We start from the raw sequence: 22280 nt of genomic DNA, 5'->3' as shown, positions 1-22280 counted from the left end.
TGACATGAAGAAAGCGGCTCCGACGCTGGTCGGAACCGCTTTTCAATGGAGCCGATGACGGGAATCGAACCCGCGTATTCAGCTTGGGAAGCTGATGTTCTACCATTGAACTACATCGGCGTCGCAGCCGACCGGACGTGTTTTCACCGCCGATCAACGTGCTTTCCGAACATTATCAGACGAGCATTCGAGCAGACGTATCACTGGCCGTCGTTGAAGAGAAGGCGCGTGTCGAAGTCGGCAAAATTGGCGGATGTTTCGTCTAAAAATTTTGCGCGGGAACGCCTTTCGGGGTGGAGAACTCAAGACAGGTGGGGCTGGGCTCTGCCGTGGGAGTCCAGAACCCGCGCATCGTGTTCGGTAACCACAGTGTGATCGCACCCATCGATGGGTCGGCACTGCCCGCAGAACCGGTAACCTCTACCTGTGCTGCTCTCCGATCGTGACATCCGTGCCGAAATCTCCGTTGGACGTCTGGGTATCGACCCTTTCGACGATTCCATGGTGCAACCGTCGAGCGTCGACGTGCGCCTGGATGGTCTGTTTCGGGTGTTCAACAACACGCGGTACACGCACATCGACCCGGCACTGCGCCAGGACGAGCTGACCAGCCTGGTTGAACCGGCAGAGGGCGAGCCGTTTGTGCTTCATCCCGGCGAGTTCGTTCTCGGTTCGACTCTCGAAGTGTGCTCACTGCCGAACGACCTGGCCGGCCGCCTCGAAGGTAAGTCGAGCCTCGGGCGCCTGGGCCTTTTGACGCACTCCACTGCCGGCTTCATCGACCCGGGTTTCAGCGGCCACATCACACTGGAGCTGTCCAACGTCGCAAACCTGCCGATCACGCTGTGGCCGGGAATGAAGATCGGGCAGCTCTGCCTGCTCAAGCTGTCGAGCGCTGCAGAGTTCCCCTACGGAAGCTCCGAGGCCGGATCCAAGTACCAGGGCCAGCGCGGCCCGACTCCGTCGAAGGCGTACCTGAACTTCAACCGCAGCTGAACGAACCAACTTCGGGGGGAGTGGCATGATCGGAATTTTCTACGGTCTGGTGTTCATGAACTTGTTGTTCGTGACCAGCACCGTGTGCTTGATGAAGCCGTCGAAGGCCAGTGTTGTTGCGACCGTCTGCGCAGGAGTGGCGTGGCTCTTCTTCAACGGCCCGCTGGAAGGTCAGGTCTTGTGGTCGTTGAATCGAGAACACGGTCTGACGGTCTCGGATCTGATGTCGCTTGTTGCCTTCGGCATCGCCGCTCGTGGTTGGAATCAGGTCCGTAAGGTCCGCGAAACCGTCGACGCCGATCGTTACTGACCTGCGAGCTCACCTCAATTGAACGCCACGATTCGGACAGAAGTTTCGACCTGGAGCACAATGGTCGGCGAATCGGGCACAATTACTGAGTATGTGGTGGATTGTCGGAGGCGTACTACTCGTATGGGTCGTGTGTTCCATTCCGATTGCCATCCTGGTCGGACGCGGTATCGCGCGCCGGGACCGCGCAGAATTCGACGGCCGAAATCAACAGTGGGCCGACGAGGTTGTCAGGTCGATAGAGAAGCAATCGGATCAGGACAATGCCGATCGGCGTAAGCCACCACTGATCAGCTGACCAGCTGAACTTTTCCGGAGGTGAGTGGGCGTGGAACTTCCATCCGATACTCCCGACGACGTCGTGGCCGCAGCCGCCGGAGGACCCAGGATTCCGCAGTTCGATCCCACAGTCGGGATTCCGGTAGTTCCGCCTGCGGGAGATGCTCCACACCGGTTGGTGGTCATCGGCGACTCGCTGTCGCAGGGATTTCAGAGCGGGGCGGTCTTCAATACCGATCTGTCGTATCCGTCGATCATTGCTCACCAGTTGGGCTGGCTCGATCGGTTCCGCTTTCCCCGATACGGCGGTCCGGGCGGGCTCCCACTCAACATCGAACTGCTGCTCCGCACCCTCGAAGAGCGCTTCGGCCCACGGCTCGACCTCTGGGAGGTTCCGCTCGCACTCTTTGCTGCACGCGGGTTCATGGATCAGGTGGAGGACTACTGGGAGCGTGGGCCGGGCAGCGTGGCGCCGATGTTCTCGGCGATCAATCACAACCTTTCGGTCTACGGGTGGGATCTTCGTGACGCTCTGACCAAGACCGCGCATGGGTGTGAGGCAGCCCTGCACGAACCGCACGACGACCTGATCAGCCAGATCGTCGAGAACAACGGCGAACGCGCCGCACTGAGAGTTCTGCCGCGAGGCTCCGAGGCAGAGAAGCGCATGACGGCGTTCGACGCGGCAGCGGAACTGGGCAAGGAAGGCATCGAAACTCTGATCGTCTTTCTCGGGGCCAACAATGCGCTCCGCACCGTCACCGAACTCCGAGTCGAGTGGAGCGGCAACAACTTCCGTGACCCGGACGGCAAGCGCGAATACACGGTGTGGCAGCCCGAGCACTTCGCGTCGGAGTACGCCGAGGTGCTGGCCGCGATCCGCAAGATCAACGCCCAGCACGTCATCCTCTGCACCGTCCCACACGTGACCATCGCACCGATCGCCCACGGGCTCGGCGGCAAGATCGAAATCGGATCCCGCTATTTCCCGTACTACGCGCGACCGTGGGTGCGCGACACAGACTTCGACCCACAGCGCGATCAACACATCACCGGCGCGCAGGCGTGGGCCGTCGATACCGCAATCGACATGTACAACGACGGAATCGAGCAAGCCGTCGCGAATGCCCGTCGGGTGGGGAAGGACTGGTACCTCTGCGATATTGCCGGGTTGCTCGAGCGCGTGGCCTCACGGCGCTACGTCACCGACGTCAATGCGCGGCCGTCATGGTGGACGCCCTACCCCCTCCCCAAAGCACTGACCGACTTGCAACCCGTGCCGGACTCGCTGTTCCTCTCTGCCGACGGTCGCGGCGGCCGCGCTTCGGGCGGCCTCTTCTCGCTCGACGGCGTTCATCCCACGACAGTCGCGTACGGGGTGATGGCGCAAGAACTGGCGAACATCATGGTCACGGCCGGGGTCCAGTTCGACCGCGCTCAGGTCGATTTCGACCGACTCGTCCGACGCGACACCTTGGTGCGCACTCCGCCGCAGAATCTCGATTCCACGCTCGGCGTCATCGGCTGGGCTGACGAGCATCTCGGCTTTGCCAAACGTGTGTTCGGCCTCTGATTTTCAGCTTGCCTTCGACATCGTCGGTGCAACGATGCGTTCCGCGTACTCCCGCAACAGCACGACCAGGTCTACGTCGTCGACGGAAAGTCTGCCGGTCGGACCTATCGCAGCCAAGGCACCGACGACACACCTTTCCGCGTCGTGGATCGGGACGGCGACGGCGGAGCGTCCGACACGAATCTCGTCGACCTCACGGGCGGGCTCGCCGCGCCGGATCCGAGAGAGTTCGAGTTCCAACTGGTCGCCGTCGGTGATGGTGTGTGCGGTGACCTTTCGCAATGGGGCCTCGGCCAATTCGGGTCGGCTGGCGAGGAGCAGCTTCCCGACAGCCGACGCGTGAACGGCTGTGACCAGCGTCCGTTCGCCGCTGAGCTCGTGGTCTGGATCGCGATCGACCAGTCGAATTCTGTTCTCTGCAAACGACGCGAGGTAGACGCCGAACCGTAGCTGTTCGCGGAGTTCTTCGAGGAGCACCGAATTGTCGACGGGGGTGGGTTCGGCGGCAGCCCCGGCCAATTCACGGGTGCGTCGGCCCAGTGCGAAGCCGGAGAGGTCGGCGATCCGAACCAGGTAACCGTCGGCGACAAGGATGTTGAGCAACCGATACGCAGTGGCAGGTGGGATGTCGGCCAGGGCAGCAATGTCTTTGGCGGTGGCTCCCGATCCGAGCCTGGCCGCCGACTCGAGGAGGGCAAGGGCGCGCTGAACCGCTCGGGGTTCGTGCCCACCGAGGTCGCGTGGTCGGCCCACCATCAGCGGGCGCCGGCAGTCGGCTCGCCCACCAGCACGATGTTTCCGGCTGCGTCGGTGGCGAACACCCCAGCTCCTGGTAGTACGTCCTCGGTTTCGGGACTGTCGAACGCGCCGACGTGCAGCAGGCTCTTGGGGCTTCTGCGTTGCAGGTAGAACTGCCAGAGCGTGCCCGAGGTCAGGATCACGAGCACAGCGATCGGTGCAACGTACGCATGGTCGATCGTGTTGGCGTAAACGAGGTAACCGAGAACTATCGCACCGGCACCACTTCCACATGACGCGGCTGCGAGAACGCCGGGAGTGTGCTCTCCGATACGCGTCAGGAAGACAACCGATGCGATCGCCACCAGTGCATAGGCAACGATGACGGCACCGCGAACCGTCAGTCGAACGTCGTCGAAAATCTCTCCGCGTCCAAGGATGGCAAAGGCTCCGCCGCCCACCAGAACTGTGCAGACGACGACGGTCAGCGCGAAGTAGGGCGTGCGAAATGCGCTGTGAACCGAGGCGAACCGGCGGGGGAGTAGGCGTTCGACGCCGAACGAGTAGACCAGTCGCGACGCAGCATTGGACGACGCCATCGACGACGCCAGCCACGAGCACCCCAGACCGACGTTGAGCGCGATGACGACACCTGGACTCACACCCGTCGCTGTTCCGTGGAGATAGGCGTTGACGAGGGTGTCGCTACGTCCCGACCAAGCGGCCCAGCCCGCAAAGATGAAGAGCGATCCACAGATGATCGGGGTGAGAAGGACTGTGCGGGTGACGGTTACCAGCGGTCGACGAGATTCGGGGCCGAAGAAGGCCGCGCTCTCGAATCCGGCGAGAGCGAACACGGCAGCCAGGGCGGTGAGTAACAGCCCGTGGCCGGAGGTGGGCGGAACGATCTGTGCTTGTTGGCTTCCGGAACCGCCCAGAATCATGAGCCCGACGATGAACAGAAGTGAACAGCTTTCGACGACGAGGATCGCGAGAGCAGCAAATCTGACACTTCGAACGAGGGCACCGAGAATCAGCAGGGCTATCCCCAGATAGAGCGCGATGACGTGAAAAGTCTTGTCCACGTGCACACCCGCGAAGCCGAGCAATGCGATTGCGACCTGTCCTCCGTGATAGAGCGTCATCACCGCGCTGCCGACGTACTTGACCAGCATGGCGATGCCGGTGGTCAATGCTGCCCGGGTGCCCAGGCCACGAAAGACGAAGCTGTGCAGCCCGCCCGATGCTGCCATTCGGCGCGTGAACTGCGAAACGCAGAAAGCGATGAGCGTCACCAGCACGGTGGCCGCGATGATGGTGATCATCCCGCTCAACAATCGGCCGTGTGTCAGCATGGTGACGGGCAGAACGACCATCGACACAGCAGGGGCGGTGGTTGCCACCGACTGGGCCAGCACTTCGGCGCCCGAGAGTTGCCGACGGCCCAACGCGCGCAGCGGTGATCGCGCCGGGGGCTGCTTCTCGCGCGTGGTGAAGGACCGCGCGATAGCTTCGGTGAGAGCGGACATGTCGCGTCACGCTAGTCCGGTTCTGTAACGCGGATATTGCGGACATGCTTCCGCTGATCGCACTCGGGTGAGAGAGCCCGATGCTGATGCTCGCAGGTTTCTCACTCGGTCCCCACTGACTGTTTCCTGCGCGTCAAGTTCCGGACCCAACGCTCCTGAAGTCTGTGTTCAACACCAACCACCCGGGTCACCGGGAGCACACTGGGGAGCTCGAATGCCATACACACGTAGATCTTTCATGCGCAGTCTGGGAATCACCGGCGGTGCCGGCCTGGCACTCGGTGCTATGTCGTCCATCGGCCTGGCACCGGCGGTGGCGTCGACGCCGAGGCGATTTCAGGCACCTGCCGCGGGTGACCTGATCGGAAAGGTCAAGGGAAATCACTCCGTCGTGATCCTCGGCGGTGGACCGTCCGGTCTGTGCTCCGCCTACGAACTGCAGAAGGCCGGATACAAGGTCACTGTCCTCGAAGCGCGCAACCGGCCGGGTGGTCGGGTGTGGTCGATCCGCAACGGCACCGAAGAAACCGACCTGAACGGTGAGACACAGACCTGTACGTTCTCCGAGGGGCACTTCTACAACCTCGGTGCGACGCGTATTCCGCAAAATCACAACACCATCGACTACTGCCGCGAACTGGGCGTCGAACTGCAGATGTTCGGAAACCAGAATGCGAACACCTTCGTCAACTACACCGGCAACAAGCCGCTGGCGAATCAGTCGATCACCTACCGAGCAGCCAAAGCCGACACCTACGGATACATGTCCGAGCTGCTGCAGAAGGCCACCAATCAGGGCGCTCTCGACCAGGTCTTGAGCAAGGAAGACAAAGAAGCACTCTCGTCCTTCCTCACCGACTTCGGTGATCTCTCCAGCGACGGCCGCTACGTCGGATCCTCGCGTCGAGGACACTCCGCCGAGCCGGGCGCCGGCCTCAACTTCGGAACCGAGATCGAACCATTCGGGATGAGCGATGTCATCCAGGGCGGCATCGGACGTGCATTCTCCTTCGAGTTCGGTTACGACCAGGCCATGACGATGATGACCCCCGTCGGCGGCATGGACCGGATCTACTACAAGTTCCAGGACGCGATCGGGATGGACAACATCGAGTTCGGCGCCGAGGTCAGCGGCATGAAGAACGTGCCGGAAGGCGTCACCGTCGACTACGTCGTCGACGGCAAAACCAAGTCGATCACCGCCGACTACGCAATCTGCACGATCCCACCGCACCTGATCAAGCGGCTGAACAACAACCTGCCCTCCGACATCCTGCTCGCGTTGGATGCAGCCAAGCCGTCGTCGTCGGGCAAGCTCGGTATCGAATACTCGCGTCGGTGGTGGGAGACGGAGGACCGCATCTACGGCGGCGCGTCGAACACCGACCGCGACATCTCCCAGATCATGTTCCCCTACGACCACTACAACTCCGACCGCGGCGTCGTGGTCGCGTACTACAGCTCGGGTAAGCGTCAACAGGCTTTCGAATCGCTCACCCACCGTCAGCGGCTGGCAAAGGCCATCGCCGAAGGCGCAGAAATCCACGGCGACAAATACACTCGCGACATCTCGTCGTCCTTCTCCGGAAGCTGGCGTCGCACCAAGTATTCGGAATCCGCCTGGGCATCATGGGCCGGCGCGGGAGATTCCCACGGCGGCATGGCAACTCCCGAGTACACCAAGCTGCTCGAACCCGTCGACCGGATCTACTTCGCCGGCGATCACCTCTCCAACGCCATCGCCTGGCAGCACGGGGCCTTCACGTCCGCGCAGGACGTCGTCACCCATCTGCATCAGCGTGTTGCGCAAACTGCCTGACGTGCTTCGTTTTCCATCACTTTCTCTGGAGGTCACATCATGAAATCTCGCAGCACCAAGGTCCTTGCAGCGGCATTCGCCGCCACCGCGCTACTGGGCTTCGCCACGGCCTGCTCGTCTGATGAGGCGGACGCCGAAACCACGTCGAGTTCGTTCGTCTCCAAATCGATTCTCGAAGCGGGGCAGGCAAACCCGATGATCGCTCAGGGTGTCGCGATCGGCGGCGACACCGCGATCTACAAGACCAGCGGCATCGGCCCGTCGGCAGGAAACAAGGCGGCGCCGGAAGGTTCGCCGGAGTCGTACATCGACGGCCAGTTCTCCGGCGGAGTTCTGCCTGCCGGGGTCACCGTCACCGAGGCGCAGGGCATCAACGTACTCAAGAAGATCCGCGACAACCTCGAAGCCCAGGGATTGAGTCTCGAAGACGTCGTGACGATGCGCGTCTTCCTGGACAACGCGCCGGGGTCGGACAAGGCCGACTACACAGGATGGAATCGCGCGTACCGCCAGTTCTTCGCCAATACCAATCTCGACACCGGTGATACGGAGCTGGTGCCGATGGGCACTGCCGAGCCGATCGCTCCGATCGAGCGCAACAGCGCTCGGCCCACCCGCTTCGCCCTCGAGGTTGCCGGACTGCCCGTTGCCGGTTGGCTCGTCGAGGTAGAGGTCGACGCGGTGTACCCCGATGGCAAGGAACCCGCCTGATGGGCGCGCTCAGCCCGACCCACTGGGCAATCGTCGCAGTAGTGCTCGTGGTGCTGTTCGGTTCGAAGAAGCTGCCCGACGCGGCCCGCGGCCTTGGCAGGTCGATGCGGATCCTCAAGACCGAAGTCGGTGAACTGCAATCGGATACGGACCTCGCGTTGGAGAAGCGAGACTGACCCCTGTGCGCGGTTGAGGAGTCCCCACACTCCTCAACCGCGCACAGGTCTTCTAGATCAGACCTTCGGAACGCGCTACCGATGGTGGTGACGGCGGACCCTTCACGAAGACATCGATCAGCACGTCCTCGTCCTGGTACGACGCGAACTGCGCCAACCCCGGTGTCTGGCGCACAGCCGAATGAACGGCGTCACCGTTCTGCGGATACTCCGGTACGACGTGACGCCAATGGGCGCACAGCAGCGTTCCACCAGGCTCGAGATGCTCGACGACGTGCAGCATTGCCTCGATCAGCTTTTCGAAGGTCAGGTAGTAGCCGACCTCGCTGATGACGACGAGGTCGAAAGTCTCGTCGGGCCAGTCGTCACCCAACGCCCACAGACGAAATTCGGCATCACGTCCGGTAAGCCGCGCACGGGCGCTCTCGAGTGCGGCCGGGACGATGTCGGTGGCGAGAACGCTGTCGCAGCGCTCTGCCAACTTCTCGGTGAGAACCCCGATCGAGCATCCCGGTTCGAATGCGCGACGGTATCGAGGTTTGGGGAGCATCGCGGCGCTGAGCGCGTACTTTCGCTGCTCGTACCACCGGGATTCGAAGTCCCACGGATCGGATTGCGCCGCATACATCTTGGCGAAGTAGTCCGCGGGAAGCTCACGATCGGTCATACGAACACCGTTTCGTACGGTCGCAGTAGTCGTTCCATCGCATGTCGGGGGAGGATGGGGGCATCCGCGGGATGGTCGGAAAGCGGGGCGATCTGTGAAGTGAACTCATCGGCAGCAGCGGATTTTGCAGCCTGAACGTCGGAGGGCAAGGCCACTCTTCTGGCCCTTTCCCACGGGACTGCTGCATGATCCGGCTCAGCCCAATGCCACGCCCAGATGGGGTACTCGATCAATCGTGATCCAGTGTCCGCGCAGGCCTTCGCCGCTGCCTCCCCGGTGGCTTCATGGTCGGGGTGGCCGTCCCCGCGCCATGTCGAGGCGCACCAGGTACCCGTCGAGGAATCACCGAGAATCGAGCTGAGACGGTCGGTCAACTCCTGTCGGTTCTCCCTGATCTTCCCGTCTGGAAGGCTCAATCGAACCGGTGCGGGAATTCCGAGTACACGCGCTGCTCGATCCGACTCGGACCGCCTGAGATGTTCCATCTCAGGCTGAGTCACTGTTGGTGAATCGGGATGTGAGGCTCCACCGTCGGTGACAGACACCACGTGAACGTCGATGCCGGAAAGCGTTGCGAGAAGAGCAGTTCCACCCAGTCCGAGTATTTCGTCGTCGGGATGGGGAGCGACGACGATCAATCGCGAGCACCCGGTGAGATCCAGTTCCGGAAAGCTGCGTCCCCACTCCTGCCATGTCGATTCGGGAGTGCCGCCATCGTCGACAGGCTTCTGCGCGAACAGTTTCGAGTTCACCACGGCCGTTTCCCCTTGGCCGCAATCCGGCCCAGTTCGGCGAGATCCTTCTCGGCGTGGCTCTGCCGCAGGTAGACGGTGAGGTCGGCTACCCGCGCGGCATGCTCGGCGTCCATGCAGAGCGGTGCGGCGCCGAGAGCGCGTCCCACCCGATCCAGGGTCTCGGTGGCGGCGCGCTCGACAATTGCCCGCACACGGAGTGCCCGTTGCATGGCCTCGGCATTTTCATCGAAAGGATCGGCGTCGATCTCCGCCGCCGCGACTGCGAGCGCGTTGCGCGCTGCGGCCAGCGCTGCATCGACCGCGCCGAGGTGGGCGAGTAGGTAGGGATCGTCGCTGCTTGCAGCCTTGTCGTACAACGGATCTGCAACGCCGCAGGCACCGCCGTACCAACATGCAGCCACGCCTATCGCGCCGTGCCAGAACCCCGGCCTGCTCAGGTAGTCGCCTGCCGTCCCGACCGGTATCGCCGGAACCATGTCGAAGTCGACCGCGCTGGAGTCGCTTTCGGCCATACCGACGGCCTTCCACGAATCGGGAACGGGATGCACCCCAGGTAGTCCGAGCTCAACTGCGAAGAGTGAGGGTACTCCGTCGACCAAGGCGGTGATCAGTGCATGCGTGCAGGTGTTGGCGCCGGAACACCACAATTTGCGGCCGGTGAGCGTCCAGATCCCTACGTGCTCAGACGCATTCACCACAGGTTCGGGTGGCTCGGCCGCCCACACTCCCCACAGCTGCCCGGGTTCGGGATCCGGCCCGTCGAGTTCGGTGAGTATCGCGACGGCATCGGTGTGAGCCTCAGCCATCCGCCCGAGAACCACATTCTCGCGCGTGAGCTCTGCCAGGGAGGTCCACCGCGCGGCTGTCGCGCCGCCGCCGGGAAGCGGCAAGTACAGTCCACCTGCGTCCAGGAGTGTGTGTAGTCGTTTCATCGTGCCAGCTCCGCTTCTTCGTTATCGGCGGTCGTACAACCCAGGTTACGGATATGTCCGGCAAAGCCGCCCGGAGTTCGGCCGTCGAGACGCGCAGACGTGGTGACCGCAATGTCTTCTGCCCACGCGATACAGGCACCAGCCTCGCTCAACCGCCGGACGAGATCGACGTCCTCGTCTTCTTCGAGATCGGAGAATCCTCCGACGCTCCAGTACATATCCGCGCGGACACCGAGGTTGGCCCCGTGGACGTGACCGTGTCGGCCATATGGATGTGCGTGGTACATACGTTCGTATCGTTCACGAACGGAGTGTGGATGGCCTTCCCAATCCGCGATGCGTACGGTTCCCGCGACGACGTCCGCAGTACGCGCATACTCCAATTGGCGCGCAATCCAGGTGGGGCCGACCACCGAATCTGCATCGGTGGTGGTGAACCACGCCGAAGCTCCCAACTCTCGGCCGAACTCGGAAAAGCCCGTCGCTCGCGAACGTCCGACGTTCTGGTGCTCGACGCGAAGTACTTCGACCCCGTCGGGGATGACACCGGCGGTTCCGTCCGAACAGTTGTCGAGGACGGCAACCAGTCGGACGGGGACAACGCAAGCCGACGCCGCTGTTGCGAGTGCGCGAAGGCAACTGGGGAGGTCTTCGGCTTCGTTGTGGGCGGGAACTACGACAAGAACCTGGTCGATTGGCACAGTGACGATCCTTTCCTCACCCTGGTACGGTCGGGTCTTCTTTCGTCCCGGTTCTCAACAGATAACCACATTTCGGACGAGTGCCGCCGCTCGACCGCCAGCAGTCACGCAGGTCGAAAACTGTTTCGGTGAAACATCTCTGGATGCGTTTGGGAACTGTGACTTCGGGGTACAAGACGGGGTTTTGCGACTGTGCTTTCGGGTGCAAAACGGGGTTTTGCACCGAAGAATCTTCAGAGCCGGCGGTGGCGCACCGAATCGATGAGCATCCGGGCAACCTCGTGCAGTTTCACGTTGGTGTTCTGCGATTGCTGCACAAGACGGCTGAATGCTTCCTCGGCGTCGATGCCGTGGACGGCGATCAGGACACCTTTGGCTTGTTCGATCTCGGCCCGAGATTCCATGGCGCAGTGCAACTGTGCGATGTGCTCGTGTGCTTGACGCCAGCGTCGTGAATCTGCGATCGCCGCGCCCGCACCGGCGGTGAACAATTTCATCAACTCTTCGTCGAAGGCCTTGAACTCTGTCGAGGCGAATCCGTAGACGTTGAAAGCGCCGAGCAGCTCGGTGTTCCCTTCGCCCATGGTGATCGGCACGGACAAGTAGGACCGGACGCCTTGTTTGCGGGCTTCGTCGGTGAATTCCGGCCATTCGTCGACGTGATCACCCACCTTTGCCCGAACCGAGGACACCGTGCGCGCGGCGTCAACGCACGGACCACGATCAGCGGAGTGCTGGGCGTCATCTATCTCGGAAAGGTAGTCCGCGGTGGACGCAGCAGTTCGTGGGCCATCGGTGGACAACACCGTCACGCTGACAGCATCGGCGTCAGGCAGTGCTTTGACCGCGGTCTCGGCCAGACGTTGGAGCATGGAGTCGAGATGCTCGTCCGTGTTCAGACTGGACCGGAGTCCGGCAATCGCTTCGGCGAGTGTGTCGAGCGAATCTGCTGCGGAAGCAAACGCCGCGGCTACCTGAGGAGCGTCCGCATTGCCTGTCATGACTCAGGTCTACTCCGCAAACTGCGACGATGTAACCGTTCCGGGCAGTCGATGCTGCGATGTTCGCATGAAATCCGAGGTTCCTGGGTAGCCGCACGCAGCGATGTGCGATGTCGCCTGAAAAAGAGGAGCCGATGATGATCCTGCGACTACCTGGTGTGTATCGACCGCAACATGACACGTCGTTACTGGCGGATGCGCTGCTGTTCGAGCACCTCACCGCTCGCAGCCGGGTCCTGGATCTGTGCACGGGGACCGGCGCCCTCGCCGTCGCGGCATCGGCGGCTGGTGCAGGCCACGTCGTCGCGGTCGACATATCTCGCCGAGCATGTGCCAATGCTCGTCTCAACGGAATCCTCAACGGAACCTTGATCGATTCCCGTCGCGGCGACCTCACCGAGGCGGTACACGGCGAACTCTTCGATCTGGTGATCTCCAACCCGCCGTACGTCCCTGCACTGGCAGACGATCTACCTACCGCTGGAATCGAACGGGCTTGGGACGCAGGCAAGGACGGACGCGCCCTCATCGACAGAATCGCGGCCACCGTTCACGAGGTACTCGTCCCCGGCGGCACACTACTTCTTCTGCAGTCGGTACTGTGTGGGGTCGACAAGACCGAGGCGATACTCGAGGAACACGGTATGGCCGTGGAGATCTCGGCCCGGAAGTACATTCCCTTCGGGCCCGTGATGCGCGAGAGGCGCACCATGCTCGAGGCACGAGGGTTGATCACCACCGGTCAGGAAATCGAACAACTCGTGATCATTCGCGCAACGAAGTCTCGCCCTTCTCCCAACTCGATGTGAGGTGATCGCCGAGAAGGTCGTCGAACGCGAGGCACGTTGCAGCGCCGAACAAGATGTCATCAGTGCGGTGCGGGTGCGAAGAAGCAAGACCGCCGGCAAGTTCCCGAACGGCGATCTGTTCGTGAACGGAATCCGCTTCCACGTGCTCGTCGTAGAACAGTGTCGCGTCCGAACCGAATCCGAGTCGGCGCAAGCCGGCACTGTACCGTTTGCTCGGCAGCGCCGACGTGGTCTCGACGGCGCACAGGTGCCCGACCAGCGCTCCGAGATGTCGGCGATGAAAGCCGAAGAGCGAGAGAGCATTCAACGACGCCAAGGTTACCGCGGGAACAGCATCGATGTAGTGGCCGTAGCGGTCCGAAAGGCCGACAGCCCGCATGGTGTCGGCAAAAAGACGCGAATGCATTCGCTCTGCGCTGCCCCCTCCGTACTCGTCGCTCTGCACTTCGACGAGGGCTGCTTTGACGGCACCGGAGAGGCGCGAAATTCCAAGGGTGTGCACATCCGCTTCACGCAGCTGATTGAGCGAACGGTGAATCAGCACCTCCGCGAACTGATCGATTGTGGCGTCCTTCGCCATAAAGGACGCCAGACCGGGGCCTGCACTGGGAGCCGTCATCGCCCACAAATCGGCTACGACGTCACCGGACGACGGAACCTTTCCCACGAGTTCCACGATGGCGGCCTCGAAATGCGTCTCGAGACGCGACCTCGCCGCGAGCAGGTCCAGATTCCACTCCCACGCGTCCGAGACGTTCTCGATTCCCTGCAAATGAAGCTCGTAGAGGAGCGTCAGAGTCAACTGAGCGTCGTCGTCTCGAAGAATGTCGTAGGTGGGGTCGATGGACCGTGCAACCTCGTACGCGTCAGCGGCAGCCGTAAGCTCCCTCGGATCGGCCGAGGAGCGCAGAATGGAAACGAGAGTGGCGCTCAATGGGCCGCGAGCCTGTGGAACAGGCATGGAAGTGGGCACGCCAGTGGCCGAATCGAGAAGTGAAGAGGACATATGACCGCGTTTCCCGAATCGTCATCTGCCGAAACACCGAGTGTTGCCGGTAACAACACCACCATAACCGCCTGCTCGGACGGCCCGCTGCTGGTGCGTGGTGACTTCGAGTTGCTCCGTGACGACGGCACTCCGATAGAGAACAAGCGCTCTACGGTTGCTTTGTGTCGATGCGGGCGGACCGGCATCGCGCCGTTCTGCGACAGCTCCCACAAGAAGAAGCGGGCGCGAGCGACGTAACCGGGGCCAACTCGGAACGAGCCGGACCCGTAAACCAAGACGGCCCTGAAACCAAGAAAAGGCTGGATGCCGGCACCGTGCGGTGCAGCGTCCAGCCTTTTCAGTCTGAAGTCAGACTGGGATCGAACTCAGATGGCGCGAACGTTCTGAGCCTGGGGGCCCTTCTGGCCCTGTCCGATCTCGAACTCGACCTTCTGGCCCTCGTCGAGGGACTTGTAGCCGCTGCCCTGGATCTCCGAGTAGTGAACGAACACATCCGGTCCGCCACCTTCCTGCTCGATGAATCCGAAGCCCTTTTCACCGTTGAACCACTTGACACTGCCCTGAGCCATAACCAAATTCTCCTGGATCCATCGAGCCGAGCCCTCCCATCGAGAGTCCGGTCTCACACCTGATCCTGCCATGCTCTTCTTTTTCTGTCTCCAATTACATGCATGGCGAGTTGCAGTATTTGACGGGTTTGTCCCGTTCCTGGACCCCGTCGGAAGCAGGTGATTGTTCAACTATGCACGTTTACCTGCTGTGATGTATTCGTCGCTTCGATGTAGCGCGAAATGACAACACCTGTGTTAAATCTGGATTCGCGGCGCAGAATGCCACCCCGATACCCAGGAGGGGACCAAATACCCAACTCGATCGGGGTCGAGATCAGTCCGAATCGTCGGGTTTGGTGTGCCCGTCGAACGTCACATGGATGTTCTCGTGGGGAACCGCGCGTTGGGCTTTTGCTTGATCGGCGAAGGTACGCCGATCGCCTTCGATGAGTTCGGTGTTGTCGGTGAACGGAGCCAACAACGCCCGCGGATGGAGTTTGTCGACTCGCACGACGTTGATTTCCGCGCACATGACGATCGAGGCGGCAGCGAGGAACAAGAAGGCCAACAAACCCAGAACGATGGCAAAGACGCCATTGGTGGTGGAGGCACCCCGCACCACGGAGGTCACGTAGAGGGCACCGAAGGACTGAAGTGCTTGCCAGAGAACAGCAGCGGCGATCGCTCCAGGCGCCACATCGGCTACCGAGAGCGGGCGGGCGCAGGTGAGCCGGAAAGCGACGATGAAGATGCCTGCATTCAAGACGACTACCGCAAGGGTCAACAGGAAGCTGAACGAACCGCCCAGATGAAGCGCACCGCCGATGTTGGAGACAGCGGTGGTCCCCAAGATCGCGAGACCGATGGTGCCCAGGAGCAGTAACCCTTGAAGACGCCCGCGGATGGGATCCGGTCGCATGTTTCGGGGCACCGACCACACCGTGTTCATCGCATTCTGGCAAGCCAGAGCGACACCGAGGCCACCGTAGAGACCACCGACGATTCCGATCACCAGCCCTGTGACACCGCCGCCGATCTGTTGCGCATTGCCCAGATCGTCACCGATCACCGGAAACTGATGCAGAGCGGAGTCCAAGATTTGTTGCTGAAGCTCGGGGTTGCCAGAGAGCACGAAGCCGAGAATGGTCGAGAGCAACAGAAGAAGAGGGAAGAGTGAGACGAAGCCGTAGTACGCGATCAGCGCGGCGAGATAAACACCTTGATCGTCGAGGAACTTGTAGAGGACCGCTATCGGGAACCCCAGGGCCGGATGCTTCTGTTGCAAGGCATCGAGGCGCTTGGCGATTGTCATTCTCGGTCTCTCTCAGCTCGTCGGACAGCCCGACGAACCTTAGTCGCTGCGAGCGCGCGGCGCTCGACGCCGGTGCAGGCTTGGCGTCAGGAGGCTTCGAGTGACTTTTCTGCTTCGGCGAGCGCGCGCATTGCTCCCTCGACAGAGTTGGTGACCGGAAATTCCTCTTCCGCCCGTGCGGCCCGAAGCAAGCGTCGAAGCGGGTGTGACCCGATGACGGACCACTGGAAGTCGTGCGCTCGTGAACGGGAGTTCAGTTCGGCGAACAGTTCGAGGCAGACCGCACCGACGAACAGTGAGTTGGACAGGTCGAGAATGACGCGGGACCACTCCGCAGCGTACGAGTTGAGAAGTTCTCTCAGTTCTGGGGCGGACAGTTTATCGAGGTCGACGTCGACCTGGATCAGGACTGTCGAGGGCGTTATCCGCCAGGCTGCGAAGCCTTGTGTGTCCACGATCGGACCCAATTGTGTTGAGGGATCGACGAAATCGATCGCTGTGTGGTCGAGTTCATTCAGATTCATGGCAGATCCGGTCTGTGTGCTTTTCGTCGAAAGGCTGACGACCGACCTGGCGGCACGGAAAGTGGAAGAGTCCAGGTGTGGAAAGCATTGAGCCCAATGGATGTACGCAGGAAGTTGTGACCTGAATCCAGAGTCCTGATGCGAACCGAGCGCCAGCGGCTTCAGCCCCGGCTGTATTCTCAACCTCGGTATCGCTCAGTGTAGCTCGAGGGCTTGGATCGGTCCAGGCTTGTAGTCGAACATTAAGCGGTGCAATGTTTTTGGCTCGACACTTCGGTATGGTTGGGGATCAGCGCCACCTGACGAAGGGATTTCAGATGAACGACCGCGATGCACTCACGGCCATCTCGACCAAGCTCGACACACTGATCGGCGCGGAGACCAACGGTCTGCAGGACGAGGTTCCGCCCGGTTCCAGTGTTCAGCGCACCGAGCAGGACGGCGAGCACGGCCGGTGGGGGCACGATTACCGTCTCGCCAACAAGTATCTCGAGGCTCTCGACATCGGCCAGCCCGGGCTCATTGACCGAGACGAGATGGAACGTCTTGCGCAGGAATACATCTGATCCTGGGGACCTACTTCAGAAGATTTCACCCATCTCGGTGCGCAGCTGCTTCAGTGTCTGAGTGAGGATTCTGGATACATGCATCTGAGAGATGCCGATCTTTTCGGCAATCTGGGACTGGGTGAGATGACCGAAGAATCTGAGAACCACGATCGTGCGCTCGCGCTCCGGTAGTGCAAGGAGCGCGGGTCGCAGGGTTTCGTGATTGTCGATCCGACTGATCGCTTCGTCGTACTGTCCCAAAGTATCGATCAGAGTCAGTCCGCTCCCGTCGCCGGCTGACGCGGTGTCGAGCGGTGTGGTTCGATACGAATTTCCGGCGGTCAACCCCTGTTCGACCTCGTCCGGCTCGATGTCGAGCTCCGTGGCAAGTTCCGCTACCGTCGGTGCACGGCCGAGCGTCTGCGACAACGACGTGAGCGCCCGGTTGAGGGCAAGGTGTCGTTCCTGAAGGCTGCGAGGTACGCGTACGGACCAGCCGTGATCGCGAAAATGCTTGCGTACCTCACCCATTACGGTGGGGACTGCGAACGACAGGAAATCCGATCCTTTGTCTACGTCGAATCGCTGCACAGCCTGTACCAACCCCACGCGCGCAACTTGTTCCAAGTCCTCGAAAGGCTGGCCGCGACCCTGGTAGCGACGTGCAACGTGGGTGGCGAGCGGTAGGCACAGTTCGATGATCGAGTTGGTGATCTTTTCTCGGGTCGGATCATCCGGCGGAAGCGAGGCCATCGAGACGAACAATTCGACAGCTAGTTCGTACTGGTCCTTCTTGTCCGGTGGTTCAGCCTTGCCCGGTGGGACAGTATCGTCCGGTGGGACAGCGGTCACGCACGCTCCTGGAGCAAGCCCTTTTCAAGCGTCATCGTCAGGGTGATGTGACCGTCCGCGTCGATTTCCGATTGCTCCAAACGGACCGAGTCGACCAGTGCTTCGAGAACGAACCATCCGAAGCTGTGGGACTTGTCGGGTATTTCGGAGTGCGCGATCACCGACACGACGATCCGAAGAGTGCGACCGTAGGTCTCGAATCGGCAGGTCAAGTCGCTGGACGGTATCGCATGGCCGATGAGGATGCTCGCGACTTCGTCCATCGCCAGAGCAAGGTCGGCTGTCCCGTCGACGTCCAATCCGGTGTTGTTGGCAACCGTGCGGGTGATTCCGCGCAGAGTCGGCAGTTGGGAGTACGACGCTCGGACGCGGAGCGAGGCAATGGAGTCGTGAGTAAGTTCGGCTTCGGTCGGACTCGACAGAGGAATCAAGGGGCTTCCTGTAGGTAGATGTGGCGTAATTCCGGCGGACCGAGGCAAGGAACGGTACCGGCCATGCGTGCCAGCCATCTCTACCCCGGAAGTATTCATGGCCTTCGATTACCCTTCGCCCGGCGAAGTAATCCTCTTTACCCGAACTAGAGGATGAATTGTGAGACACATCACCTGTGGTGCGCTCGTACCGATTCCCATCTTTCATTTGTGACCCGTTCGGGTACGTCCATTTCATGGGCACTCAGGCGGACAGGCAGATCCCTGTACACGCACGACCGGAAGGCGTCACGGACGACGAGGTGAAGGCAGCGGGGGTGTTGTCGAACGCCCTCGAAACGGTGGAGCGGGCGCGAGGCGCTCTGTACGACTTCCATCAGCTGATCGGACATGCAGATCTGATGCTCGACGAGGTCGTAGAGCTACTGCGAACCAGCGGTAACGACGAGCTGGCCGATCAGGTCGAGAAAGAGTTGATGGGCCGGAACGTGGTCGAAGGGCGCTGGACCTTCCAGCTGGTCGAGGAGTTCGACGAGAACTACTGGTCCTTCTTTCGCGAATGCGAACAGGTGGTGCGTGACAAGCTGGCCGGTGGAGTGCCGCACCTCTTCGAAGCCGAGATGAAGGAGCGACGCCGCACGCACGGTTTACGGCATCACGAGGCCAGGCCTTGAGGTTGCCACCTACTCCGGTGAGTTCGCAGCGGCACTGATCAGTGGTTCAGTTCGACCTTTACGCAACGATTCTCGTTCGGTCGCGGTCATGCCGCCCCAGATACCGTGGGGTTCCCCGGTCTGGATGGCGTGCACGAGGCATCTCTGAACGACAGGACACCTGGCGCACACCAGCTTCGCCGAACTCTCGCGTTTCGCTCGCCTGGAGCCGCGCTCGTTCGTGTCGTCGTAGAACAGGGCGGGGTCGGTGTCGCGGCAGGTGCCGGACAGCTGCCAATCCCACTCGTCGGCAAGGGGCCTGGGAGATGTGTAGGAGCGCATGAACATGGACGTTCCCTTCGCTGCGTGACGAACTCGACTCGGATCGGGGATCCGGGTCGGGTGTTAAGGCAAAGCTCGGTCCCGCCGGCCTGAACCGGCGGGACCTTCGAGGCTCCTCCCTCGAGGGGAAGATTTCGGGGGTACCTCTGGTCGGTCATTACCCAGCCGTACAACCTTTGAATCCCGGTCGTCAGGAATTCTTTTGATCGACGGCACGTCTCTCTGCTGCGGCGACAAGACCACCGGCGATGTCGCGCAACTTGACGTTCCATTCCTGCGACATCTCGACCAGAAGGTCGAAGGCTTGGTCGGCCGAGCACTCGCGCTCGGCCATCAGCAATCCCTTGGCCTGCTCGATCACGGGCCGAGAATCCAAAGCTCTTCTCAGTTCGTCGTTTTCCGCGCGAAGGCGGGTGAGGACGTCTGACGCTGAACTGGACTGCTGAGCCTGGGGTCGTTGAACCTCGTACACACGATGAAGCACTCCGATCACCCTGCCGTCATCATCGGTGACGGCGGAATTGACCGTATTCCAATAGCGCGTGACAAACAGCCCACTACCTCGCTCATCGCGCACGTCGTAACGCTGAGTCGGCAGTGCGTCCCGAGTTCTGGAGTGCATCGTGCGCTCGAATGACGCTGTCAACGAGAAGATTCCGTCGGCAAACGAGTCGTCGGGATTGTCGGGGAAGGCTTCGAACACTTCCACTCCGTGCAACTGATCGAGGCTGCGGCCGGACACGGCAAGGTATTCGTCGTTTGCGCCCTGGATACGGAAATCGCTGTCCACGAGCAGAAGAGAAGAAGTGCTTGCCGCAAATCGATCGCTTCGAACGATCGAGCGGAGAGTGCTCGAACTCATGATTGTGTCGTTTCTGTCCTGTCTTCGACGGCTGCGGCCCCTGATATTTCAGAAGTAATTGATCGCGAGAACTCCAAGGGCGGTGCCTGCCACGATCGATCCGAACAACAAACGCTGTTGCAACACGAACATCTGATACTCGCGACGCGTTTGTGCCGACGTGCCGCGCGAGTCCGCAGACATGCTCTTGCCCTTTCCTGTTGTGGGGATCGCGATTTCGGCCGACCCCCGATCGGCCGAAATCGCGGACGGAGCGTCAGTTCTGACGCGCCTCGTTTGCGGCATCCTGCTCGGTGGACGCGCCTTCGTGTACGAGGCTGCCGCCGGAGTTCTCGAGGTGCGCACGAACGAACCACTGGAACTTCTCCAACTGTGCCGTTTGGCCGATCAGCATGTCTTCTGTGATCGGATCGATCTTGCCGACGTTGTCGATTGCAGTGCGGCTGTCGGTGATGACCCCGGTGTAGACGAGGTCGAGCGCAGCCAGATGGGCGCGAGCGTCGTCGCGGCCGACGGAGTAGTCGTCCCAAGTCCGATCGCGCTCGATCGCTCCCGCTGTGCCCTTGGGGGAGTTGCCCAGTGCCGCGATACGTTCCGCCACATCATCGGCGTAGCCGCGAACCAGCTCCACCTGTGGGTCGATCATCTCGTGCACGCCAATGAAGTTGGGTCCGACGACGTTCCAGTGGACGTGCTTGAGCGTCAGATGAAGGTCGTTGTAGGCGCTGAGGCGTTCCTGCAGAATATCGGCGACGGACGAACCGTCTGCGCTGCTCAGTCCCGGTACGGTGAACTCGGACATATGTTTTCCTCTCGTCTTGATGGGGATCGCCCGCGAACGGGGCGGTCTCGCGCCATCGTCAATCGGATCGCGTGTCGGTCAGGTTCAGTGCGCGAGTGCTACTGGCTCCTCTGTCACCGGGTCGCCGTACATCATCGCGATTCGGCGCTTGACCTCTTCGGTTGTCAAAGTCGCGCTTGCAACAGTGATTCCGATGCCGGTGGTGCTCTCGCCCTGTGTGGGCGGGATGTCGATCGTCGTCATCTTGCTCCCGGTGAAGAGTGTGCCGTGAGGGAGTCGGCTGAACCACCGACTCCGACGTCTGGGTGTTCTACACCTTCGAGTGCCGGTTATGGCGCTTTCAAGTGCTACAAAATCTATATCAGCCGATGTAGATAATTGGCAAGGCTACTTCGATTCGACGGCTAAGGGAAGCTCCCTGTGCGATCTTGCCGAAATCGGCTTTGATCTGCCATTACATGCCTTCTCGGCTCGACGATTTTTGTCATGAGTGGCCCTGGACACGCTTGAATCTATGTCCTGGGCGTCAGATTCACTGCGTGATGATGCTAAGGTCGGATGACGCCGATTGAGACAGCCGACACCGAACTAGGAGGTTCCAGTGACGTCGGAATCCCAGACCCGGGCGCTGCGCGGCGTATACGGGATCTCAGTGATGTCAGAACTGTCCGGCGTAGGACCTCAGACGCTGCGCCTTTACGAGCGAAGGGGCCTGCTCACACCAACCCGCACGGATGGCGGTACGCGCCGTTACAGCGAGGCCGACCTGGATACGCTCGGACGAATCACCGCGCTGATCGACGACGGAGTCAATCTGGTCGGTATCCGTCTGATTCTGTCCCTGGAGGCCGAGAATGCAGTCTTAGCGGCTCGAATCAGCCAGTTGACCGCCGAGGGTGACTAGTAGCGTTGCTCCATACGATGCCGTTCAGGATGGAGTTTCGGTGCGGGTAGGGTCGCCGAAGTCCGCGTCGGCGGAGATCTTGTTGCCTGCCGCTTCGATCTGTTCGAGCGCGGCGTCCAAAGCATCGACCAACCATTGATGCGACGCTTCCGCGAGGAGGCGATCCGGTGTGTCGGTGTTTTCGGATTGGAAGAACCGCACCAGCCACGATTCTCCGTTGTCGGGTCGATCGGAGAGTCCGGCCGCGGTATTGGTCGCCAGAAGATAACGGTTGTATTCGAGATCGACACGAATGGCGTACTCGCCGAACAGGTTCACCACATTGGCCGGCCGATGAGTAGCAGCAGCGAGCGCGATGAGAGCGTCGTTGTAGGTTTCGGAGTACTTCACCGTGAGGGGCATGGTCGGCCTGTCTTTCTGGGCCGATGCAGCATTGCACGGCTATGTTGAGGAGATCAGTTCGCAGCCGCTGCTTGACGATGAACTGAAACCAA

At 61.2% G+C, this 22280-nt stretch carries 31 protein-coding genes and 1 tRNA gene; 12 read left to right on the top strand and 20 right to left on the bottom strand.

Annotation, left to right across the window (positions count from 1 at the left end):
- Positions 1-46: 46 nt before the first annotated feature.
- Positions 47-120: transfer RNA gene (locus ABX74_RS27980), tRNA-Gly, on the bottom strand.
- Positions 121-426: 306 nt separating this feature from the next.
- Between ABX74_RS27980 and dcd the strand changes: the two genes are divergently transcribed.
- From dcd to ABX74_RS27960, 4 genes are all read left to right on the top strand, one after another.
- Positions 427-996: a dCTP deaminase gene (dcd, locus tag ABX74_RS27975; RefSeq protein ID WP_019747488.1), complete on the top strand. Its 570-nt coding sequence runs from the start codon at positions 427-429 to the stop codon at positions 994-996.
- 25 nt (positions 997-1021) lie between these two features.
- A complete protein-coding gene (locus ABX74_RS27970; protein WP_019747487.1) occupies positions 1022-1306 on the top strand; it encodes a hypothetical protein in 285 nt (94 codons plus the stop codon).
- 91 nt (positions 1307-1397) lie between these two features.
- Complete coding sequence (locus ABX74_RS27965) at positions 1398-1604, top strand: hypothetical protein (RefSeq protein WP_019747486.1); 207 nt, start codon at positions 1398-1400, stop codon at positions 1602-1604.
- A gap of 30 nt (positions 1605-1634) precedes the next feature.
- The gene (locus ABX74_RS27960) at positions 1635-3158 is read left to right on the top strand and encodes a hypothetical protein (protein ID WP_047890206.1); all 1524 of its coding nucleotides are present in this window, start codon (positions 1635-1637) and stop codon (positions 3156-3158) included.
- 3 nt (positions 3159-3161) lie between these two features.
- On the opposite strand, the gene ABX74_RS27955 is transcribed toward ABX74_RS27960, so the two are convergent.
- Both ABX74_RS27955 and ABX74_RS27950 read right to left on the bottom strand, forming a co-directional pair.
- Positions 3162-3914, bottom strand: a complete 753-nt coding sequence (locus tag ABX74_RS27955; protein WP_029254678.1) for an IclR family transcriptional regulator — start codon at positions 3912-3914, stop codon at positions 3162-3164.
- Positions 3914-5425 carry an APC family permease gene (locus ABX74_RS27950; protein WP_047890190.1) on the bottom strand — a complete coding sequence of 504 codons (1512 nt, stop codon included), beginning with the start codon at positions 5423-5425 and terminating at the stop codon, positions 3914-3916. The genes ABX74_RS27955 and ABX74_RS27950 overlap by 1 nt, the downstream gene beginning before the upstream one ends.
- 238 nt (positions 5426-5663) lie before the next feature.
- Between ABX74_RS27950 and ABX74_RS27945 the strand changes: the two genes are divergently transcribed.
- Genes ABX74_RS27945 through tatA form a run of 3 tightly spaced genes read left to right on the top strand, consistent with a single transcriptional unit; the run spans position 5664 to position 8131 of the window.
- A complete protein-coding gene (locus ABX74_RS27945) occupies positions 5664-7244 on the top strand; it encodes a flavin monoamine oxidase family protein (protein WP_041814722.1) in 1581 nt (526 codons plus the stop codon).
- 39 nt (positions 7245-7283) lie between these two features.
- Positions 7284-7955 (top strand): Rid family hydrolase, encoded by a 672-nt coding sequence (locus ABX74_RS27940; protein ID WP_020968713.1) that lies wholly within the window; start codon positions 7284-7286, stop codon positions 7953-7955.
- Positions 7955-8131: a Sec-independent protein translocase subunit TatA gene (tatA, locus tag ABX74_RS27935; RefSeq protein WP_020906537.1), complete on the top strand. Its 177-nt coding sequence runs from the start codon at positions 7955-7957 to the stop codon at positions 8129-8131. Before ABX74_RS27940 ends, tatA begins: the two co-directional genes overlap by 1 nt.
- 52 nt (positions 8132-8183) lie before the next feature.
- Here the strand turns inward: tatA and ABX74_RS27930 are convergent, their stop codons facing one another.
- The 5 genes from ABX74_RS27930 to ABX74_RS27910 all read right to left on the bottom strand — a co-directional run bounded on the left by ABX74_RS27930 (position 8184) and on the right by ABX74_RS27910 (position 12187).
- Positions 8184-8798, bottom strand: coding sequence for a class I SAM-dependent methyltransferase (locus ABX74_RS27930; protein WP_019747479.1), 615 nt, complete (start codon positions 8796-8798; stop codon positions 8184-8186).
- The gene (locus ABX74_RS27925) at positions 8795-9553 is read right to left on the bottom strand and encodes a PIG-L deacetylase family protein (protein WP_041814723.1); all 759 of its coding nucleotides are present in this window, start codon (positions 9551-9553) and stop codon (positions 8795-8797) included. The genes ABX74_RS27930 and ABX74_RS27925 overlap by 4 nt, the downstream gene beginning before the upstream one ends.
- Entirely contained in the window at positions 9547-10485 is a 939-nt protein-coding gene (locus ABX74_RS27920) for an acyl-CoA dehydrogenase (protein ID WP_019747477.1), read from the bottom strand. Before ABX74_RS27920 ends, ABX74_RS27925 begins: the two co-directional genes overlap by 7 nt.
- A complete protein-coding gene (locus ABX74_RS27915) occupies positions 10482-11186 on the bottom strand; it encodes a glycosyltransferase (RefSeq protein WP_019747476.1) in 705 nt (234 codons plus the stop codon). The genes ABX74_RS27920 and ABX74_RS27915 overlap by 4 nt, the downstream gene beginning before the upstream one ends.
- Positions 11187-11419: 233 nt before the next feature.
- A complete protein-coding gene (locus ABX74_RS27910) occupies positions 11420-12187 on the bottom strand; it encodes a GAF and ANTAR domain-containing protein (protein WP_047890189.1) in 768 nt (255 codons plus the stop codon).
- Positions 12188-12297: 110 nt separating this feature from the next.
- On the opposite strand from ABX74_RS27910, the gene ABX74_RS27905 reads away from it, so the two are divergent.
- Positions 12298-12996: a HemK2/MTQ2 family protein methyltransferase gene (locus tag ABX74_RS27905; RefSeq protein ID WP_019747474.1), complete on the top strand. Its 699-nt coding sequence runs from the start codon at positions 12298-12300 to the stop codon at positions 12994-12996.
- Here the strand turns inward: ABX74_RS27905 and ABX74_RS27900 are convergent.
- Positions 12953-14002 carry an iron-containing redox enzyme family protein gene (locus ABX74_RS27900; RefSeq protein WP_029254686.1) on the bottom strand — a complete coding sequence of 350 codons (1050 nt, stop codon included), beginning with the start codon at positions 14000-14002 and terminating at the stop codon, positions 12953-12955. The two genes, ABX74_RS27905 and ABX74_RS27900, sit on opposite strands and share 44 nt — an antisense overlap.
- On the opposite strand from ABX74_RS27900, the gene ABX74_RS27895 reads away from it, so the two are divergent.
- A complete protein-coding gene (locus ABX74_RS27895; protein WP_019747472.1) occupies positions 14003-14242 on the top strand; it encodes a CDGSH iron-sulfur domain-containing protein in 240 nt (79 codons plus the stop codon).
- A gap of 128 nt (positions 14243-14370) precedes the next feature.
- On the opposite strand, the gene ABX74_RS27890 is transcribed toward ABX74_RS27895, so the two are convergent.
- The 3 genes from ABX74_RS27890 to ABX74_RS27880 form a co-directional block, all read right to left on the bottom strand.
- On the bottom strand, positions 14371-14574 hold the full coding sequence (locus ABX74_RS27890; protein ID WP_003943666.1) for a cold-shock protein: 204 nt from the start codon (positions 14572-14574) through the stop codon (positions 14371-14373).
- Between the two features lie 316 nt (positions 14575-14890).
- A complete protein-coding gene (locus tag ABX74_RS27885; protein WP_003943713.1) occupies positions 14891-15868 on the bottom strand; it encodes a YihY/virulence factor BrkB family protein in 978 nt (325 codons plus the stop codon).
- An 86-nt stretch (positions 15869-15954) separates the two neighbouring features.
- Positions 15955-16392: an STAS domain-containing protein gene (locus tag ABX74_RS27880; protein WP_019747471.1), complete on the bottom strand. Its 438-nt coding sequence runs from the start codon at positions 16390-16392 to the stop codon at positions 15955-15957.
- Positions 16393-16709: 317 nt separating this feature from the next.
- Between ABX74_RS27880 and ABX74_RS27875 the strand changes: the two genes are divergently transcribed.
- On the top strand, positions 16710-16958 hold the full coding sequence (locus ABX74_RS27875) for a hypothetical protein (protein WP_020968722.1): 249 nt from the start codon (positions 16710-16712) through the stop codon (positions 16956-16958).
- Positions 16959-16973: 15 nt separating this feature from the next.
- On the opposite strand, the gene ABX74_RS27870 is transcribed toward ABX74_RS27875, so the two are convergent.
- Both ABX74_RS27870 and ABX74_RS27865 read right to left on the bottom strand, forming a co-directional pair.
- On the bottom strand, positions 16974-17693 hold the full coding sequence (locus tag ABX74_RS27870) for a SigB/SigF/SigG family RNA polymerase sigma factor (protein WP_223258034.1): 720 nt from the start codon (positions 17691-17693) through the stop codon (positions 16974-16976).
- A gap of 95 nt (positions 17694-17788) precedes the next feature.
- Positions 17789-18223: an ATP-binding protein gene (locus ABX74_RS27865; RefSeq protein WP_019747468.1), complete on the bottom strand. Its 435-nt coding sequence runs from the start codon at positions 18221-18223 to the stop codon at positions 17789-17791.
- A 236-nt stretch (positions 18224-18459) separates the two neighbouring features.
- Here ABX74_RS27865 and ABX74_RS27860 point away from each other — a divergent pair, with 236 nt between their 5' ends.
- On the top strand, positions 18460-18897 hold the full coding sequence (locus ABX74_RS27860; protein WP_029254688.1) for a hypothetical protein: 438 nt from the start codon (positions 18460-18462) through the stop codon (positions 18895-18897).
- Between the two features lie 9 nt (positions 18898-18906).
- On the opposite strand, the gene ABX74_RS27855 is transcribed toward ABX74_RS27860, so the two are convergent.
- From ABX74_RS27855 to ABX74_RS30515, 5 genes are all read right to left on the bottom strand, one after another.
- The gene (locus ABX74_RS27855; protein WP_037120154.1) at positions 18907-19218 is read right to left on the bottom strand and encodes a WhiB family transcriptional regulator; all 312 of its coding nucleotides are present in this window, start codon (positions 19216-19218) and stop codon (positions 18907-18909) included.
- A gap of 190 nt (positions 19219-19408) precedes the next feature.
- A complete protein-coding gene (locus ABX74_RS27850) occupies positions 19409-20080 on the bottom strand; it encodes an ANTAR domain-containing protein (protein ID WP_020906546.1) in 672 nt (223 codons plus the stop codon).
- Positions 20081-20128: 48 nt separating this feature from the next.
- A complete protein-coding gene (locus ABX74_RS30805; protein ID WP_020968725.1) occupies positions 20129-20263 on the bottom strand; it encodes a hypothetical protein in 135 nt (44 codons plus the stop codon).
- A gap of 73 nt (positions 20264-20336) precedes the next feature.
- On the bottom strand, positions 20337-20882 hold the full coding sequence (locus tag ABX74_RS27840; protein WP_019747464.1) for a Dps family protein: 546 nt from the start codon (positions 20880-20882) through the stop codon (positions 20337-20339).
- Between the two features lie 84 nt (positions 20883-20966).
- A complete protein-coding gene (locus ABX74_RS30515; protein ID WP_003943664.1) occupies positions 20967-21125 on the bottom strand; it encodes a hypothetical protein in 159 nt (52 codons plus the stop codon).
- Positions 21126-21483: 358 nt separating this feature from the next.
- On the opposite strand from ABX74_RS30515, the gene ABX74_RS27835 reads away from it, so the two are divergent.
- Complete coding sequence (locus ABX74_RS27835) at positions 21484-21786, top strand: MerR family transcriptional regulator (RefSeq protein ID WP_003943719.1); 303 nt, start codon at positions 21484-21486, stop codon at positions 21784-21786.
- Between the two features lie 24 nt (positions 21787-21810).
- On the opposite strand, the gene ABX74_RS27830 is transcribed toward ABX74_RS27835, so the two are convergent.
- On the bottom strand, positions 21811-22188 hold the full coding sequence (locus tag ABX74_RS27830; RefSeq protein ID WP_019747463.1) for a hypothetical protein: 378 nt from the start codon (positions 22186-22188) through the stop codon (positions 21811-21813).
- Positions 22189-22280 lie beyond the last annotated feature (92 nt).

Origin of the sequence: Rhodococcus sp. ARP2, assembly GCF_001029585.1 — a bacterium.
Classification (GTDB): Bacteria; Actinomycetota; Actinomycetes; order Mycobacteriales; family Mycobacteriaceae; genus Rhodococcus_F; species Rhodococcus_F erythropolis.
Note: the sequence above shows the minus strand (reverse complement) of the source record. Positions and strands in the feature narration are given on the sequence as shown.